At 37.4% G+C, this 18,939-nt stretch carries 11 protein-coding genes; 10 read left to right on the top strand and 1 reads right to left on the bottom strand.

Going from position 1 to position 18,939, the window contains the following annotated elements:
* Nucleotides 1–135 precede the first annotated feature (135 nt).
* The 6 genes from glgA (at nt 136) to WJN01_RS03835 (ending at nt 10,837) form a co-directional block, all read left to right on the top strand.
* The gene (gene glgA, locus WJN01_RS03860) at nt 136–1,338 is read left to right on the top strand and encodes a glycogen synthase (protein ID WP_445195836.1); all 1,203 of its coding nucleotides are present in this window, start codon (nt 136–138) and stop codon (nt 1,336–1,338) included.
* Nucleotides 1,339–1,369: 31 nt separating this feature from the next.
* On the top strand, nt 1,370–2,638 hold the full coding sequence (locus WJN01_RS03855) for a glucose-1-phosphate adenylyltransferase (RefSeq protein ID WP_445195835.1): 1,269 nt from the start codon (nt 1,370–1,372) through the stop codon (nt 2,636–2,638).
* Between the two features lie 36 nt (nt 2,639–2,674).
* Entirely contained in the window at nt 2,675–4,612 is a 1,938-nt protein-coding gene (locus tag WJN01_RS03850; RefSeq protein ID WP_445195834.1) for an alpha-1,4-glucan--maltose-1-phosphate maltosyltransferase, read from the top strand.
* 1 nt (nt 4,613) lies between these two features.
* A complete protein-coding gene (locus tag WJN01_RS03845; protein ID WP_445195833.1) occupies nt 4,614–6,245 on the top strand; it encodes a trehalose synthase in 1,632 nt (543 codons plus the stop codon).
* A gap of 5 nt (nt 6,246–6,250) precedes the next feature.
* Nucleotides 6,251–8,161: a 1,4-alpha-glucan branching protein GlgB gene (gene glgB, locus WJN01_RS03840; RefSeq protein WP_445195832.1), complete on the top strand. Its 1,911-nt coding sequence runs from the start codon at nt 6,251–6,253 to the stop codon at nt 8,159–8,161.
* Between the two features lie 273 nt (nt 8,162–8,434).
* Entirely contained in the window at nt 8,435–10,837 is a 2,403-nt protein-coding gene (locus WJN01_RS03835; RefSeq protein WP_445195831.1) for a glycoside hydrolase family 31 protein, read from the top strand.
* Nucleotides 10,838–11,041: 204 nt separating this feature from the next.
* Here WJN01_RS03835 and WJN01_RS03830 read toward each other — a convergent pair whose 3' ends face one another.
* Entirely contained in the window at nt 11,042–12,880 is a 1,839-nt protein-coding gene (locus WJN01_RS03830; RefSeq protein WP_445196298.1) for a cation:proton antiporter, read from the bottom strand.
* Between the two features lie 295 nt (nt 12,881–13,175).
* Here WJN01_RS03830 and WJN01_RS03825 point away from each other — a divergent pair, with 295 nt between their 5' ends.
* The 4 genes from WJN01_RS03825 (at nt 13,176) to WJN01_RS03810 (ending at nt 18,886) form a co-directional block, all read left to right on the top strand.
* Complete coding sequence (locus WJN01_RS03825) at nt 13,176–14,024, top strand: universal stress protein (RefSeq protein ID WP_445196297.1); 849 nt, start codon at nt 13,176–13,178, stop codon at nt 14,022–14,024.
* Complete coding sequence (locus WJN01_RS03820) at nt 14,021–16,219, top strand: SulP family inorganic anion transporter (RefSeq protein ID WP_445195830.1); 2,199 nt, start codon at nt 14,021–14,023, stop codon at nt 16,217–16,219. The genes WJN01_RS03825 and WJN01_RS03820 overlap by 4 nt, the downstream gene beginning before the upstream one ends.
* A 171-nt stretch (nt 16,220–16,390) precedes the next feature.
* Nucleotides 16,391–17,251 (top strand): MBL fold metallo-hydrolase, encoded by an 861-nt coding sequence (locus WJN01_RS03815; RefSeq protein WP_445195829.1) that lies wholly within the window; start codon nt 16,391–16,393, stop codon nt 17,249–17,251.
* A gap of 27 nt (nt 17,252–17,278) precedes the next feature.
* Nucleotides 17,279–18,886, top strand: a complete 1,608-nt coding sequence (locus tag WJN01_RS03810) for a S8 family peptidase (protein WP_445195828.1) — start codon at nt 17,279–17,281, stop codon at nt 18,884–18,886.
* Nucleotides 18,887–18,939 lie beyond the last annotated feature (53 nt).

The raw sequence follows: 18,939 nt of genomic DNA, 5'->3' as shown, positions 1-18,939 counted from the left end.
TCGATTGGCAATGAAACACAAAACAAAGTAACGTTGTTGTAATTTTTCAATTTTGTAACATTAAAATGCCTGGTTTAGTTGTTAATTTTCTTTCTTTTGACTGGCTATTAACCAATTTTATGAGACAATAATTATATGAAAGCACTTTTTTATACCAGGGAGTTTCCGCCATATGTTTATGGTGGAGCAGGGGTTCATGTTGAATATTTGGCAGATGAATTATCCAAATTAATGGAAATGGACGTTAGGTGCTTTGGTGACCAAGACCAAAAATCAGGCAACCTTACCGTAACCGGATATCCTTTTGATGATGGTGTTTTTGCTGGTTCAGATGACAAATTAAAGTCCGTTTTTAAAACACTCGCCACCTGTTTGCATATGAATGCCGAACCAACCGATGCCGACGTAGTGCACTGCCACACATGGTATGCGCATTTTGCTGGTATTGTCTCAAAACTTTGCTACGGTACCCCACTGGTGATTACCACCCATTCGCTAGAACCTTTAAGGCCTTGGAAGCGCGAGCAATTAGGAAGAGGATATGATGCTTCGTCTTGGGTTGAAAAAACCGCAATTGAAATGGCCGATGCCTTAATAGCGGTTTCTGAGGAGACTAAAGAAGATGTTCTTAAATATTTCAATGTTGACCCAGATAAAGTTAAAGTAATATACAATGGTATAAATTTGGAACAATACCAAGCAACTTCAAATACCGAAACGCTTGACGCTTATGGGGTGGACAAAACCAAACCATATGTTCTTTTTGTTGGTAGAATTACACGACAAAAGGGGATTATTCATTTAGTTAATGCTATTAAATATATCAATCCAGATACTCAAATTGTATTATGTGCAGGGGCACCCGATACCAAAGAAATTGGCAAAGAAATGGAAGATGCCGTTAACGAAGTAAAAAAGACGCGAGACAACGTTGTTTGGATTGACAAAATGGTTACTAAGGAAGAAATAATTCAACTCTATTCGCATGCCGATGTATTTTGTTGTCCTTCAATTTATGAGCCTTTCGGAATTATAAATGTTGAAGCCATGGCTTGTAAAACCGCTGTTGTTGCCAGTGCCGTTGGCGGTATTAAAGAAGTTGTTGTTCATGGTGAAACAGGGCTTTTAATTCCTTTGGAACAACAAACCGAAGCTCCTTTTGAGCCAGTAAACCCTGATAAGTTTTCGAGAGATTTAGCCGAAGGAATAAACAAAGTAATAGGTGACAAAGCAATGCGCGAATCCATGGCCATTAAGGGCAGAAAACGCGTGGAAGAATATTTCGATTGGGTTGCCATTGCCAAACAGGTTGAAGAACTTTACAAATCTCTATTATAAAACTCAGCACTAACAAGTAAATCCAAAAGATATGATTAACAATAAAGTATTGGCCATTGTTTTAGGTGGCGGTCAAGGATCCAGACTTTATCCATTAACAGACAGAAGATCAAAACCTGCAGTTCCAATCGCGGGTAAATACAGATTGGTAGACATTCCTATTTCAAATTGTATTAATGCAGACATCAAAAGAATTTTTGTGTTAACGCAATTTAATTCTGCTGGGTTAAACAAACACATAAAAAACACGTATCACTTTAGTTTTTTCAGTAGTGCTTTCGTTGATGTATTGGCGGCGGAACAAACTCCAGAGAACAAAACTTGGTTTCAGGGAACGGCGGATGCGGTAAGACAGAGTATGCACCATTTTTTACGTCACGATTTTGATTATGCATTAATATTATCCGGTGACCAATTATATCAAATGGATTATGATAAAATGATTGAAGCGCATGAAGATAGTGGTTCTGAAATTTCAATTGCAACCATTCCAGTAAATGCAAAAGACGCCACGGGTTTTGGTATTTTAAAAGCTAATGAGGAAAATATTATAACCTCTTTTATAGAAAAACCTGACGCAAGTTTGTTGCCAGAATGGACATCAGAAGTTAGTGATGAGATGAAAGCACAAGGGAGAAATTATCTGGCATCTATGGGAATTTATGTGTTCAACAAAGATTTGCTTGTGAAGTTAATGGAGAATCCAGATACTGTAGACTTTGGTAAGGAAATTATTCCTCAATCTATTGATACCCACAAAACCCTAAGTTACCAATACGAAGGCTATTGGACCGATATAGGAACTGTAGAATCGTTCTTTGAAGCTAATCTTGGGCTTACGGATGATATCCCAAAATTCGATTTATATGACAGGGATAAACGAATATACACCCATGCCAGAATGCTTCCTACTACAAAGGTAGCAGGAACCCTTTTGGACAAGGCAGTTATTTCTGAGGGTTGTATTATAAGTGCCTCTAAAATTGAAAAATCGGTAATCGGTATTCGCTCAAGAATCGGAAAAGAGTCCATCGTTATCAATACTTACATGATGGGAAGCGATTATTATGAAACCTTGGAAGAGATGGAAACCAATAAAATTGAAATCCTAATGGGCATTGGTGAACGATGCTTTATTAAAAACTGCATTGTAGACAAAAACTGCCGTATAGGGGACGATGTAAAAATTAACGGAGGCAAACATCTAGAAGACACGGAAACCGAAACTTATTGCATTAAAGAAGGTATTGTGGTTGTTAAAAATGGGGCGACAATACCAAAAGGATTCATAATAGAATAATAAAATTATTGATATTATCATATAACTAACCAAGTAATGCTAAACCAAAAAAGAGTTTTAATTGATTATGTTTCGCCGAGCGTAAATTGTGGCGAATTTTATATAAAACGCGTTGTAAACGAAATTGTTAATATTGACGCAAATGTCTTAGCAGATGGCCATGATGTTTTAGGTGTTTCGGTATTGTACAAACATGAAAACGACAAAACCTGGAAGGAAACCAGAATGAAACTGCGTCATAACGACGAATGGCAGGCATCCTTTAAGGTTGAAAAACAAGGGTTTTACACCTATAAAGTAGAAGCTTGGGTGGATTATGCCCTGAATTGGCGCTACGGATTAATTAGAAAAATTAACGACGGGCAACACGTTGTTTCTGAGCTTTTGGAAGGCGCTGAGTTGATTAAACCTCTTATTGAGAAGGTAAATGGTGAAGTAAAAACTTATTTAGAACATCTGCATCGTATTTTTAAAAGTGAAAACGATTATGGCGAGGCCATTACCGAAGCAGCAAAAGACAGACTTTATAAAATCTTTTTCGACAATCCAGCAAAAATTCTTGCCAACACTTCAAAAGATTATCAAGTTTATGTAGACCGAAAAAAAGCAAGATTCAGTACGTGGTACGAGTTTTTTCCTCGCTCTGCATCTGAACACGATGGCGTTCACGGAACGTTTAATGATTGTGCCCGTTTACTACCAAGGGTAAAAAGTATGGGCTTTGATGTGGTTTACTTTCCACCTATACACCCCATTGGCGAAGTTAACAGAAAAGGTAAAAACAACACCACAGAGGCCAAACATGATGATGTTGGCTCTTGTTGGGGTATTGGGTCTCAATACGGTGGGCATAAAGATATTCATCCACAACTCGGATCGCTTGACGATTTTAAATCCTTGATTCAAGCGGCCAAAGACAATAACTTGGAAATTGCCATGGATTATGCGCTTCAGGCAGCACCAGACCACCCTTGGGTAAAAGAGCATCCCAAATGGTTTAAGTGGCGACCAGATGGCACCGTTCAATATGCTGAAAACCCACCAAAAAAATACCAAGATATCCTCCCTATTTATTGGGAAAGCGAAGACCATGAAAACCTATGGAAAGAGTGTCTGGATATCTTAATGTATTGGATAGATTGTGGCATTAAAATCTTTAGGGTAGATAACCCACACACCAAACCTTTCTACTTTTGGAACTGGATTATTTCGCAGGTAAAAGCAAAACACCAAGATGTGATATTTTTGGCTGAGGCCTTTACGGCACCAAAGGTAATGCAGCAATTGGCAAAACAAGGATACACACAGTCTTACACCTATTTTACTTGGCGTGAAAGTAAACATGACCTCATTCAATATGTTGAAGAGTTGACCAAAACAGAATTAAGGGAATACATGCAACCCAACTTTTGGCCCAACACACCAGACATTAACCCTTACCATTTGCAAGGTGCCAACGAATCGAAACATATACTACGTTATGCGCTTGCGGCAACATTAAGCTCGTCTATCGGTATTTACGGACCAGTTTTTGAATATATGCTTTCAAAACCTTTATTAGGAAAAGAGGAATATTTGAATTCAGAGAAATTTCAAATCACACATTATGATTGGAGCATAAAAAACAAGCTCACTACTTTAATAGCAAAGATAAACTACATTAGGAATCACAACCCTGCTTTACAGCAAACCAACAATATTAAATTCTGCGATATCCATAATGATAATTTAATGGCATTCTATAAATGGAATGATGATAGAACCAATGAAATCTTTGTAGTCATAAGTTTAGATTCCCACAATTCGCAACAAGGTGTGGTACAGATGCCTTTGTATGATTTAGGTGTTAATCCAGGAGACAATATTGAAATGCACGATTTAATTACAGATAGCCGTTATAATTGGAACAACGAATGGAATTTTGTAGAACTGCAGCCTACAATGCCATTTCATATTTTCAAAATAAACAAATAATATGGCCAACAACGTTTCAACATCTACTTTTCAACCAATTTTCCAGAGCAATATGCCTTGGGAAGACTTGTTGGATAGTCGTGATTTTGTTAAAACGTTTTTATCTGATGTTCTGGAAACATACATTGTTAAGCAACGTTGGTATGGCGGTAAATCAAGCAAGCTAAAATATATTGAACTGGCTGAGTTTTTCAAAATTCAACAAAGCGGTGAGGTATATTATGGGCTAATCTTGGAAGTGAATTTTGTTGAAGCTTTTTATCAGCATTACTTTTTGCCTATTGCTTTTGTAACCGATGAGAATTTTGCAAAAAAAGATAGGATTCTACCCATTCAAATCAATGACCATAAAGGTTATATTATTGACGCCACAAACTTAGAGGCCTACAGAAAATTGGTTTTTGAGCGTATTGCCACCGCCGAGCCAATAGACACAACAAAAGTTCAGTACCACAAAAGCCATTTGTTCAGCGATGTACAATACGAGTCTTCAAGGTTTATGGGATTGGAACAAAGCAATACATCTTTGGTGTACAATGAAAAATATGTTTTAAAATTTTTCAGGAGAATTTTTGCAGATAAAAATCCCGATTACGAAATGAGCCGTTTTCTATCAGAAAAAAAGGGTTACAAAAACACTCCGGCCTATTTGGGAAGCATCAATGTTGTGGATTCAAATAATGTGAACATTACCATTGGTTTAATGCAGGAAATGATTCCAAATGAAGGTGATGCCTGGGATTATACACTCAAGGAATTGCACAAGGTGTTTTCTAATTTGGAGTATAAGGCCATTAACGTTGATGTGTTACCAAACACGGAGTTATATCAACGTTTAACAATTCAAGATATTCCGCCTCAAATTATTGATTGGGTTGGTTTAAATTTATTTACACAAGTGCAAACTTTGGCAAAACGAACGGCAGAAATGCACATTGCCTTAGGCTCTGAATTTGAAGAAACGGCATTCACACCCGCCCACTACAATGGTGATTACGAAGTTTGGCTAAAGAATAAAATGTTGCATCAATTTCAAAACAGATTGAACACCATTGAGAACAACCTTCACAAACTTGAGGGATTGGCTCTAGACTTGGCAAACGAATTTCTTGATAAGAAAAATGAGATTAGAAAACGTTTTGTTGATTTCAATTGGACCAAACTCAAAGGAGAACGTATTAGGATTCATGGCGATTATCATTTAGGCCAAATATTGGTAAAAGACAATGACTTTTACATTCTTGATTTTGAAGGAGAACCAGAGAGCACTATCCGCGACAGAAAGGTAAAACAACCGCCGTTAAAAGACGTTGCAGGTTTGTTCAGGTCATTCCATTATGCCATTTATGCAAACGTTTTCAACAACCATAAAGAACATTACAAAGCATCTTTAGACACTCTGTTTAAGGCTTCCGAAATATTATACAGATACATAACCGGTTTGTTTTTGGGCACTTATGTTACCGAAACACAAAACGCAAATTTAAATTTAGGATACAATCAAGAGCGTATTTTTATTCTGAAATATTGCTTACTTGAAAAAGCAGTTTACGAATTGGGATATGAACTCAATTCGCGCCCACAATGGGCAGTCATTCCGTTAAAAGGAATATCTAATATTATAAATCATTAAAATATATGGCACACGTAAAAGTTCACAGTTTATTTACAGAATTTGACATCAATCTTTTTAAGGCAGGCAAACACTTTCGTTTGTATGAAAAATTTGGTTCTCACCTTGTTACCGTTGATGGCATTGAAGGCGTTTATTTTGCCGTTTGGGCCCCTTCCGCAAAACAAGTTTCTGTTATAGGTGATTTTAATTATTGGATTGAAGGTGAACATCAACTCAATGTAAGATGGGATTCAAGCGGTATTTGGGAAGGTTTTATTCCGCTAATTGGTAAAGGAACCAAGTATAAATACAAAATACAGAGCCACCATAACGACATTAAAACCGAAAAGGCTGACCCATACGCAAGACGCTACGAGCACCCGCCACAAACGGCCTCCATTGTATGGGACGACAACTACAACTGGAAAGACAAGGACTGGATGAAGACCCGAAAAAAGCATAATGCTTTAGATGCACCATATTCGGTTTACGAAGTTCATTTAGGTTCTTGGAAAAAACACGTTGAAGAAGGTCGATTTTTATCCTACTTCGAATTGGCAGACGATTTAGTAAAGTATGTAAAAGAAATGAACTTTACGCACGTTGAACTCATGCCAATTATGGAATATCCTTATGACCCGTCTTGGGGCTACCAACTCACTGGATATTTTGCCCCTACATCGCGTTACGGATATCCTGAAGAATTCAAATATCTAGTTGATAAATTACACCAAAACGATATTGGTATTATTTTAGATTGGGTACCATCCCATTTCCCGGAGGATGCCCATGGCCTTGGATTTTTTGATGGCTCACATCTATACGAACACCCCGACAAACGAAAAGGCTACCATCAAGATTGGAAAAGTTTAATTTTCAATTATGAGCGTAATGAGGTCCGTTCGTTTTTAATCAGCAATGCCGTTTTTTGGCTAGATCAATACCACGCTGATGGCTTGCGTGTTGATGCCGTAGCCTCTATGTTATTTTTAGATTATTCTCGTGAAGATGGCGAATGGGAGCCTAATATCTATGGAGGAAGAGAAAATCTTGCGGTAATAAGCTTCTTGAAAGAATTGAATGAAGAAGTCTATGCATCGTTCCCAGATGTACAGACTATTGCAGAGGAATCTACGGCATTCCCAATGGTTTCTAAACCAACTTATATTGGCGGTTTAGGCTTTGGCATGAAATGGATGATGGGCTGGATGCACGATACATTGGAATATTTTGCCAAAGACCCTGTTTACAGAAAATATCATCACAACGAAATTACGTTTAGTTTGGCCTATGCATTTACCGAAAACTTTATGTTGCCCTTATCACATGATGAAGTGGTTTATGGTAAAAACTCAATTTTAGGCCGAATGCCTGGTGATGAGTGGCAGCGTTTTGCCAACCTTCGCCTGTTGTACGGCTATATGTTTACACATCCTGGAACAAAGTTGTTGTTTATGGGTGGTGAGTTTGGTCATTATAACGAATGGAATTTCCAAGAAAGCTTGGACTGGAACTTGTTGGATTTTAAACCGCACCAAGACGCTCAAAACTATTATAAAGAACTTAATAAGTTTTACAGAAGCACACCTGCCCTTTATGAAAAACCATTCACGGGTGAAGGTTTTGAATGGATAAATTACGGCGATTATGAAAATTGTGTGATTTCATACCTCAGAAAAGGTTACGAGGATAAAAACGACGTTGTCGTTATCTGCAATTTAACCCCTTCTATTAGAGAAAATTATCGCATTGGGGTACATTATGGAGGCAAATTGTCTGAAATTTTTAACAGTGATGCCGCAGAGTTTGGCGGTAGCGGTGTTAAAAACAAGAAGAACATAACCATAAAAAAAGAACCTTGGCTTGGCAAAGAATACTCGGTTGAAGTTACTTTACCGCCATTGGCTGTAACCGTTTTTGAGTTTAAAAAGTAAAGATAAGTGCATCTTATTTAAAGCCATGATTTTAAAATCATGGCTTTATTATTTTCAATACTTTATTGGATAAATAAATTCTTTCTGTGTGGGATAAATTACGAATTATTCATTTTTTTTAAGCTTTGTATGAGATTGACTTATAGTTTTAACAACTAACACGTTAATTAATTGAGTTTTACACAAATATTTGTTCAAATTTTTAAGAAAAAGTAACTTACAAGGTCTATTAATTTTACTAATTTCGTGGATTAATATTCATCCCTAATATTTATGATATTAAACACAGAGTTGGAATACAAGGGAAACCTGTTTCCTTCAAAAATAATTAAATACGAAAAGAACCTTAACGTACTTTCATTTACCGCAGAAAACGGTGTTATATTAGAGATTACAGTACGTCGCGACAGTGTTCTTAGATTTAGATTTACAACCACAGGCATTTTTGAAAACGATTTCTCTTATGCCATTACAAAATATGCAAGTAGAGGGTATAACCATCTGGAGGTTACAGAAGACAAAGACCACTACATTATTACCACGGCAAAACTTATATGCCACATTTCGAAGTTAGATTTACGCTCATCTATTTATGATGCCGTAGATAAAACCCTTATTTGTGAAGACGAACTTGGTTTTCATTGGGAAGAAAGCTATGAGTTTGGTGGCGATGTGGTAAAAATGTCCAAAACAGCCCAACCAGGTGAAAGCTATTACGGCTTGGGCGATAAGCCAGTGGATAATAACCTGAAAGGAAAACGTTTTGAAAATTGGGTAACCGATTCTTACGCATACGGTAGAGATACAGATCCTATTTACAAGACCATTCCATTTTATACAGCGCTTCACAACAAAAAATCATACGGTATATTTTTCGACAATACGTTCCGTTCTTTTTTTGATTTTTGCAGCGAACGTAGAAACATAACTAGTTTTTGGGCTCATGGTGGCGAAATGAACTACTATTTCATCTATGGGCCTGAAATGTCTGAAGTTGTTGCCAATTATACCGATTTAACGGGAAAACCCCACGAAATGCCAGCGCTTTGGGTACTGGGTTACCACCAATGTAAATGGAGTTACTATCCAGAATCCAATGTAAAGGAAATCACCTCAAAGTTCAGGGAGTTAAAAATTCCATGTGATGCCATTTATTTGGATATTGACTATATGGAAGGGTTTAGATGCTTTACTTGGAGTAAAGAGTATTTTCCAGACCCAAAACGAATGGTGAAGGAATTGGCTGATGATGGCTTTAAAACCATTGTCATTATAGACCCAGGCATTAAGATAGACATGGAGTATTCGGTGTTTAAGGAAGGTCTTGACAAAGATTACTTCTGTAAACGTGCCGATGGTCCTTATATGAAAGGAAAAGTATGGCCTGGCGAATGTTATTTTCCTGATTTTACAAGACCTGAAGTAAGAGAATGGTGGTCTGATTTATTTAAGGAACTTATTGAAGACATAGGTGTAAAAGGCGTTTGGAACGACATGAACGAACCTGCCGTAATGGATGTTCCCGGCAAGTCTTTCCCTGATGATGTGCGCCATGATTACGAAGGAAACCCTTGTAGCCACAGAAAAGCACATAACGTTTACGGTATGCAAATGGCTCGTGCCACATACCAAGGCTTAAAGAAGTTTTCCTATCCTAAAAGGCCGTTTGTTATTACAAGGGCAGCCTATTCGGGTACACAACGCTATACCTCCAGTTGGACAGGCGATAATGTTGCCAGCTGGGACCACTTAACCATAGCCAACCTTCAGGCACAACGTATGTGTATGTCGGGCTTCTCTTTTATTGGTTCCGATATTGGTGGTTTTGCCGAACAACCCAATGGCGAACTTTACGCGCGTTGGATTCAATTGGGTATATTCCACCCTTTTTGCAGAACACACTCTTCTGGAGACCACGGCGACCAAGAACCATGGGCCTTTGGAGATACCATAACCGATGTTGTAAGGAAGTTTATTGAATTAAGGTACCAATTATTGCCTTACTTGTATACGGCCTTTTGGCGTTATGCTGATGAAGGTATTCCTATTTTAAAATCATTGGTATTATATGACCAGGAAGACACGCAAACGCATTACCGAAACGACGAATTCATTTTTGGCGAAAAGATTTTGGCGTGCCCCGTTACAGGGCCGAACCAAAAAGGAAGGCGCATGTATATTCCAAGAGGTAAATGGTATAATTTCTGGACCGATGAAGTCGTAAAAGGCGGCCAAGAGCATTGGGTTGATGCTGATTTAGACAGCATGCCTATTTTTGTTAAAGAAGGTGCCATTATACCTAAATATCCTATTCAGCAATATGTAGGTGAAAAAGCCATTAATGAGTTGTTGCTAGATGTTTATTACAAATTAGGTAAAGAATCATCTATGGTTTTTGAAGATGCTGGTGATGGCTATGATTACATAAAGGGCAGATACAGCCAAAGGGACTTTAAATTACAGGGTAAAAAGGACGAATTGATTATCCAGCAACATAAATCTGGCAAGTATATAACCACGTACAAAACCTTTAAATTGAAGTTGCACGGATTGCCTTTTAAAATTTCTAAAATTGAAGTAGATAATGTTGAAATTCCATTTAAAGTCTTAAAGATAAACGGCGATAATACCTTAGTCGTTACCAAAGATTTTACCGAGCTTCATATTATGGCTTAAAGAATATTTTAAACAAAAAATACTTAATGGCCTCGCTTTAAAAAGCGGGGCTTTTCTATGCCTAAAACCATTGATTGCCATTTGAAGCTTTGAACAATTTTGTAACAAACTGTTTATCGATTTCATGGCTTATATAGCCTTTGAATAACTTTGTAATGGATTTGTTCTCGCCAAGTATAGTAAAGAATGTCATTTTCCTGAAAATTAGGGAGCCTTTCGTTTGTTCATTGATTTTCCTAAATAAACCAACTTAAATCCTTTAGCCACGTTTTCAATAGCCTTGTTATACGAAGAAATAATCTCCAATACCCCCTTCTTGTCTTTTACAAATAAAGGTACGATATCTTCATCTTCATTGGTGATTTCAATAAGTTCTTCGTAATGTTGCCTGCTTGAAATTTCAATTTCATGAATTTTAGGGTATTTTCTAGCCACCTCAGTAAGTGCTATAAAATCATCGGTATGTGAGAATAAGCCTTGTTGGGGATTATTGTTGGGATCCTGCATTTCCTCAACAGTTATTAGTCTAAAAGAACCGTTTTCCCCAAATTGCTCACTAAATTTGTTTATAGCAAATTCATTAATGTCTGCACTACCTGTCAATGCCATTAAAAACCCAACGTCATTTAATTCCAGATTGTCTTCAAGGTTTACCGAATAGATGTCCGTATCAATAGCATCAAGACCCATTTCTTGGGACAATTGAACATTATTTTGATTACTGTCAATTAAGACGACATGCCTTCCATTGTCCACCAAATACTTTCCAATTAATCGTGACACGTTTGATGCCCCAACAATTAATATGCCTTCTGAATTCTTCAAGAATACACCTACTAATTTAGCAAACACTCTGGCGGTGGTAGCGTTAAGCAATACTGTGCCTAAAACAATCATAAAAACCAACGGTGTTAGATATTCTGCGCCTACCTCTCCATTTTTTATGAGTTTACTACCAAAAAGGGACGCTATACCCGCAGCAACAATACCCCTTGGTCCCACCCAACTGATAAATAATTTTTCCCTTATCGATAAATTGGAGTTTATGGTGCTTAAAAAAACGGCCAAGGGCCTAACAATAAATACAACTGCCAAAAACAAATAAACCGTATTCCAACTATATAACAGCAGCAAATCATCCATATTCATGTTTGCCGCCAAAAGGATAAATAAGATGGAAATTAATAGAACGCTTAAGGATTCCTTGAAATACAATAGTTCCTTAATGTTCTCAAGCTTACCATTGCCCAAAACCATACCCATGACCACCACCGCAAGCAAGCCAGACTCGTGGGCAAAAATTTCAGACTCAACAAAAACCAGCAAAACCGTTGACAAAGACACAACGTTTAATAGATAATGAGGGACAAGCCCCTTGTTTATAGCAAAAGCCAATGCGTGGGCAAACGTAAAACCAAAGGTAGTGCCAAAAAGAATAATCTTGCCAAATTCTATCAATGCTGTTTTGGTAAAACCGCTTCCGCCCTCAACACTTATAAATTCAAAAACCAATACGGCAACCAAAGCACCTATGGGATCTATTAAAATACCTTCCCATTTTAATACTGTTGAAACATCTTTTTTAAGCGGAATGTTTCTCAAAATTGGTGTTATAACTGTTGGTCCAGTAACAATTATCAATCCTGAAAATAAAAAAGACAGTTCCCAACTAAGATTGAAAATAAAATGTGCCAGAATACCACCGCCTATAAAGGTTGTGGCAGAGCCCAAAGTAATCAATTTAGTGATTACTGGCCCCACATTTCTTATTTCGGAACGCTTCAATGTTAGACCTCCTTCAAAAAGAATAATACTAATGGCCAATGAGACGAAATAAAAAAGACCCTCACCAGGGAACAAGCCCTTTTTTCCGTTCCAAACGGGTTCAATCCACTTTGAGCCGTCTTCAGACAAATACTCGGCAGCAATAGGGCCTACCAATAAACCTATAAGTATTAAGGGTAAAATTGCCGGTAGCTTAAGCTTCCATGCTACCCATTGCGCCAAAATCCCAAATATAATTATGCCTGCCAGTTCTAACATATAATGTTTTCCTATTAAAATGACTAATTTAAGTAAAACAGATGATTTCATCTGTTATTATTTATTTGATTTTTATCGGTCATCTGTAATGCCCAAATTATCATCGCTGGTAAGTTTGCAATTATCGGTAATGGCCATTTCATAAGTTTATGTTTGTTGTTTTTCGATACTGTGCTATTACTCGGTAAATATTTTGGCTAATTCTTTTATTGCTCTACAAATGCCCTTTACCGGCTTTCATGTTTTTAAAAAATGTTATCTTTCAGCATTCACGTTTAAAACCAAAGTAACCGCAGTGTCATTAAAGCCTTTTAAAAGTATTGGAATTGGGGTGGCCTATTCCCCAAACTTAAAAGCAAACCTGTTTGAAGCGGCTAGACTATCCGTTTTTTTTGGAGCCAAACTATTCTTGATTCATGTTGGGGAAGCTTCAGAAGAAAAAACAAACATGCTGAACATTATCCTAAAAAGCTTTGAAAAAGATAATCTAAAATATGAGGTGGTTTTTAAAACGGGCAACCCTGTTGATGTTATTTTATCGACTTCAGAAGAAAAGAAAATAGACCTTCTTGTGCTTGGTGCCGTTCAGCGCGAACGATTCTTTAAATACTATTTGGGTTCCATTGCAAGAAAAATAACCCGCCAAGCGAAATGCTCCGTACTACTTTTAATAAAACCTTCGGTAGAGCGTGTGCCTTGCCAACACATTGTGGTAAACGGCTTAAAAGACCCCAAAACCGAACAAACCATCACAGCTGCATTTTATGTTGCCAACAAGCTCAATTCTAATAAAATCACCATTGTTGAAGAAGTTAAGCAGGACCAAATAGCCGTAAAGGTAGATGATGACAAATCTTTGCGACGGGCGAATATTATGAAAGAGCGTATTAGAATGCGCGAAAACTCAAGGATTAAGGACATCATTAGCCATATTCCGGAAGAATACACAAAAGATAAAACCATAAAATTGCAGCCAATTTTTGGAAAACAGGGCTATTCCATTGGTCATTATGCACAAATTTCACGAGCTGATTTATTGGTAATGAATGCCCCAACAAAAATGACCTTTTGGGACAGGTTGTTTCCGCACGATATTGAACATATTTTAACCGAATTACCAACCGATGTTTTGATTTTGCAATGAGCCCGAAAAAAAATAACATAAAAGCGTTTTTTAAAGCCTTACCGCAAAATATATTCTCGGGGTTTGTAGTTAGCTTAATTGCATTGCCCCTGGCCCTAGGGCTCGCCATGGCTAGTGACGCTCCGCCAATAGCCGGGGTAATTGCGGCTATTGTTGGTGGTATTTTGGTGTCTATTTTTGGGGGAAGCCATGTTACTATTTCTGGGCCAGGTAATGGATTAGTGGGTGTGCTTTTGGTTGCCATTTCAACTCTTGGACTGGAAAATGCTTATGCGGCCATCATGTTCTCAGGGGTCTTACTGATGCTTTTGGGTGTTTTTAGAATGGGAAAACTTGCTGATTTTTTTCCTTCCTCGGCCATTCAGGGTATGTTGGCGGCCATTGGCCTTATTATTTTGGGAAAGCAATTTCACATTATGCTTGCCCATAAAATAAATAGGTCTGAAACCGTAGACTATCTATTCGAAATTCCATTGACCATTAATGATGCATTGCACTACGGAAGAAGGGGGTTGATTTATGCTGCGGCGGCTGGGGTAATAAGCCTCGGTATTATGTTTTTTTATCCTAAAATAAGGAACAAATATCTACAGCTTGTTCCAGCGCCTATGTGGATAGTTATTTTGTCCATTAGCTTTAGTTATTATTTTGAGTTCGGCCTACACCAATCTAACCCCATTGCCAAAGAGTATATGATTTCGGGTATTCCCGAAATTCAGCAAATTATAGCCGATTTGCCAACACCAAATTTTAATGGTATTTGGAGCTTTTCTTTTTTGGGTAGCGTTTTGGCTCTAACACTTATTTCCAGTATTGAATCACTTTTAAGTATTAAAGCTGTTGACAAGCTAGACCCGGAAAAACGACGATCTAATGTAAATCGCGATCTTAAAGCTTTAGGCTTGGCTACAGTTGGAAGTGGCCTATTGGGTGGTTTGAATGTTGTAGCTGTAATTGCACGAAGTTCTGTTAATGTTAACAACGGTGCTAGCAATCGGTCATCAAACTTTTTTCATGCGCTTTTTTTGGTGGTATTTATTGTGTTTTTTAGTTCCCAACTTACCCGAATACCGCTACCCGCATTAATGGCCATTTTGGTTTATACCGGTTACAAACTGGCCTCCCCAAAGGTTATAAGAAAAATGTCGTCCATCGGAAAAGAACAACTCATCATTTTTTTTGTAACCCTTGTTGTCACCTTAAAAATTGGTTTAATCACAGGTATTTTATCAGGTGTTTTAACAGCTTTAATCATTCATGTTTCCATTAATAAAAGTGCAGGATTGTTTCTAAGAAATATACTGAAACCCAACGTGCTCATGTTTAAAGAGCAAGACAGTAGGCATAATTATTATGTTAGTGTCAAACATTTTTGCAGTTTTTTAAATTATTTCAGGCTGAAAAATAAATTGGATGCCGTTCCAGAAAACCAAGATGTTATTGTAGATTTTTCGCTTTGTGAATTTGTTGATGACACTGTGCTTGAAAACATTAGCAATTATCAAGAGCTGTTTGCAAAACGTGGTGGCCACTTTGATGTTATAGGGTTGGATTTGCACGATACCGAAACAAAGCATCCTTTTGCATCAAGACGATTATTGCCCGTACCAAATATCATCAAAAAAAGCTTAACGCGCCGTCAAACAAGCATGGAATCGCTTGCAGAAAGTTACGGTTTGAATTATCGTTCGAAAAAACAAAAAGCACTATCGTTTTTAAATAATTTTTCATTTTTCACCACAAAACACATTGAATACATTTACAATGTCCTTTCAAATGAAAATAACAGTATCAAGCTATTTGATATTGAGTTTTCTGAAGGAGAGTTTATTGCCAAAGAGGTTGTGCGCACTACCATGATGCATATTGATTTGGGCCATAGAATCCCAAAATTCACACTAGACAGAGAAGGCTTATTAGAGAAAGTGTCTGCCTTGGCAGGTTTTAAAGACATTCCCATTGAAAAACATGAAGATTTTTCAAGACGCTTTTATTTGTTAGGTGAAAATGAGGCTCGAATTGCCGAATTTTTTAATGATGACGTTACCCACTTTTTTGAAAGCAACCCCTATTATCATATAGAATCAAACGGAGAGGCACTCCTCATATTTGGAAGGGAACGCTTGGCCAGTATTAAGGAAATAAAAAGCCTTTTTGATTACGGTAAACGTTTAAGGCAAGTTATTTCAGAATAATTTCGGTTTAAATCAAAAAAATCAAGCTGATGGTTAAGTTAGTTGTCATTTGACCTAAATAAGTGTTTCTAAAACGATAGCCGGATAAAGTGTTAAAATAAAGCTATTATTTATGCCTAAATCCTAATATTTTTAATGCTTTTAGTAATTTGCGTAACCTATTAAAATTTAATGCAGTTATACCCAATAAATGCCGGAAATTTCAAGCTTGATGGTGGTGCTATGTTTGGCGTTGTACCAAAATCCATTTGGAACAAAACCAATCCTGCTGATACCAACAACATGATAGACATTGCGACACGTTGCCTATTAATTGAATACGGCAGCAGGCTCATACTAATTGATACAGGTATGGGCGACAAGCAATCTGATAAATTTTTTGGATACTACTACCTGTGGGGTGATTTTAGTATTGACAAATCCTTACGGGAACACGGTTTTCATCGGGATGATATTACCGATGTTTTTATGACCCATTTGCATTTTGACCATTGCGGTGGCAGCATCCAATGGAATAAAGATAGAACAGGTTATGAGCCTGCGTTTAAAAACGCTCGTTTTTGGAGCAATAAAGACCATTGGAAATGGGCGACACAACCCAACAGGCGGGAGAAAGCTTCTTTTTTAAAAGAAAATATCATGCCTATGGAAGAAAGTGGCCACCTAAACTTCGTGTCTATACCTCAGCAAGATATGCTTATAAATTCTGAATTGGGCTTCGATATTTTTTTTGTAGATGGCCACACAGACAAACAAATGATTCCGCTTATTAAATACAAAGGTAAGACCATTGCCTTTATGGCCGATTTGTTACCAACCGTTGGGCATCTGCCACTGCCCTATATTATGGGTTACGATACCCGTCCGCTTTTAACACTTGATGAAAAAGAAAAGTTTTTGAACTTGGCCGCTGAAAACAATTTCTATTTGTTTTTAGAACACGATGCCAATAATGAAATCATCACAGTACAAAAAACCGAAAAAGGCGTCCGGCTAAAAGATATATTTACCGCAAAAGATATTTTCAATTAAATAAAAATAGACTAATTCAAATAGCAAATGAAAACAATAAAAACAATATTCTCCTTGGCTCTTTTTGCCACTTTATTTTATGGCTGCGGTGGTGCTGCAGATATTTTATCTACACCTGTGGAAAATATCGACACCTCTCCGCTTAAGGTTTCAGAATTAACTGAAGCAGAAAAACATCATTGGGGACATTTAGATTTGGCAAAAGATACCATTCCTGGAATGAGTATTGACAAGGCTTACGACGAACTTATTAAAAACAAAAAAGGCAAAAAAGTGCTGGTTGCAGTTATTGACTCTGGTATAGATATAGACCATGAAGATTTGGATGATGTCATCTGGACCAATAAAGATGAAATTCCCAATAATGGAAAAGATGATGATAACAACGGGTATGTTGATGATGTTCATGGTTGGAATTTTTTAGGAGATGGGTATAACGAACAGTTAGAATTGGTTAGGCTTTTGGTGAGTGGCGATACAAGTAATCCTGATTATGCAAGGGCAAAGGCTGAATATGACGAAGAATACGAAAAATGGATGAACAGAAAAACCCAATACGACCAAATTTATCAGCAAATAAAAAGTGCCGATGAAACGCTTTCAAAACACTTGGGCAAAAAAGATTATACAAAAGAAGATGTAAATGCCATAAAAACAGACGACCAAGGTTTAAATCAGTCCAAACAAATAGCGCAATACATGTTCAGTAACGGTCTTGAATCTATGTCAGTCGCCATCAAAGAAATTGAGGATGGTTTGGTGTCTATTAACAATAGGTTAAACTACAACCTAAACAAAGATTTAAAGGGGCGAGTTACCGGAGATGATCCAAATGATATGTCTACAAAATTCTATGGAAACGGTAACGTAAAACCTGTAAAGAAAAGCGAAAGCCACGGTACACATGTTGCAGGAATTATTGCGGCAGAACGCAACAATGGGAAAGGCGCCAATGGTGTTGCCAATAATGTTGAAATTATGCCAATTCGAGCAGTTCCCAATGGTGATGAATACGATAAAGATATTGCTTTAGCTATTAGATATGCTGTTGATAACGGGGCAAAAATCATAAACGGAAGTTTTGGAAAAAGCTATTCACCACATAGTGATTGGGTTCGCGATGCCATTGCTTATGCCGGGAAAAATGACGTGCTGTTTGTGCATGCGGCAGGAAACGACAGTAAAGATGTTGATGCAAAACCAAACTACCCAGATGATAATGTTAACGGTGTGGAAGTGTCCGATAATTACATTAGGGTTGGTGCATTGGGGCCAAAATATGGGTCAAGCATGGTGGCCAGTTTTTCCAATTATGGAAAAAACAATGTAGATGTGTTTGCTCCAGGTGCCGACATTTACTCCACCACACCAGAAAATGAATACCAAACCAAGGGTGGTACATCTATGGCTGCTCCGGGAGTAGCTGGTGTAGCAGCCTTAATTCGTTCGTATTACCCTGACTTATCAGCATCCCAAGTCAAACACATTCTTATGGATTCTGGTTTGGCCATAAAAACTAAAGTCGTTGTGGGCGGCAATACCAATGATATACGTCCGTTTGCAGATTTAAGCAAATCTTCAAAAATGGTAAACGCCTATAACGCTTTGATTAAGGCCGCTCAGGTTTCTAAATAATAATTTTAAATGAAGAGGTTGTTCGTTGCAAAACTTAAAATGAACAACCTCTT

Source organism: Tamlana sedimenti (genome assembly GCF_038148895.1).
In the GTDB taxonomy this organism is placed as follows: Bacteria; Bacteroidota; Bacteroidia; order Flavobacteriales; family Flavobacteriaceae; genus Tamlana.
Note: the sequence above shows the minus strand (reverse complement) of the source record. Positions and strands in the feature narration are given on the sequence as shown.

Bases quoted from the DNA above. Each gene is read 5' to 3' on its own strand.
- glgA (WP_445195836.1), top strand. From the start codon at position 136: ATGAAAGCACTTTTTTATACCAGGGAGTTTCCGCCATATGTTTATGGT.
- WJN01_RS03855 (WP_445195835.1), top strand. From the start codon at position 1,370: ATGATTAACAATAAAGTATTGGCCATTGTTTTAGGTGGCGGTCAAGGA.
- WJN01_RS03850 (WP_445195834.1), top strand. From the start codon at position 2,675: ATGCTAAACCAAAAAAGAGTTTTAATTGATTATGTTTCGCCGAGCGTA.
- WJN01_RS03845 (WP_445195833.1), top strand. From the start codon at position 4,614: ATGGCCAACAACGTTTCAACATCTACTTTTCAACCAATTTTCCAGAGC.
- glgB (WP_445195832.1), top strand. From the start codon at position 6,251: ATGGCACACGTAAAAGTTCACAGTTTATTTACAGAATTTGACATCAAT.
- WJN01_RS03835 (WP_445195831.1), top strand. From the start codon at position 8,435: ATGATATTAAACACAGAGTTGGAATACAAGGGAAACCTGTTTCCTTCA.
- WJN01_RS03830 (WP_445196298.1), bottom strand. From the start codon at position 12,880: ATGTTAGAACTGGCAGGCATAATTATATTTGGGATTTTGGCGCAATGG.
- WJN01_RS03820 (WP_445195830.1), top strand. From the start codon at position 14,021: ATGAGCCCGAAAAAAAATAACATAAAAGCGTTTTTTAAAGCCTTACCG.
- WJN01_RS03815 (WP_445195829.1), top strand. From the start codon at position 16,391: ATGCAGTTATACCCAATAAATGCCGGAAATTTCAAGCTTGATGGTGGT.
- WJN01_RS03810 (WP_445195828.1), top strand. From the start codon at position 17,279: ATGAAAACAATAAAAACAATATTCTCCTTGGCTCTTTTTGCCACTTTA.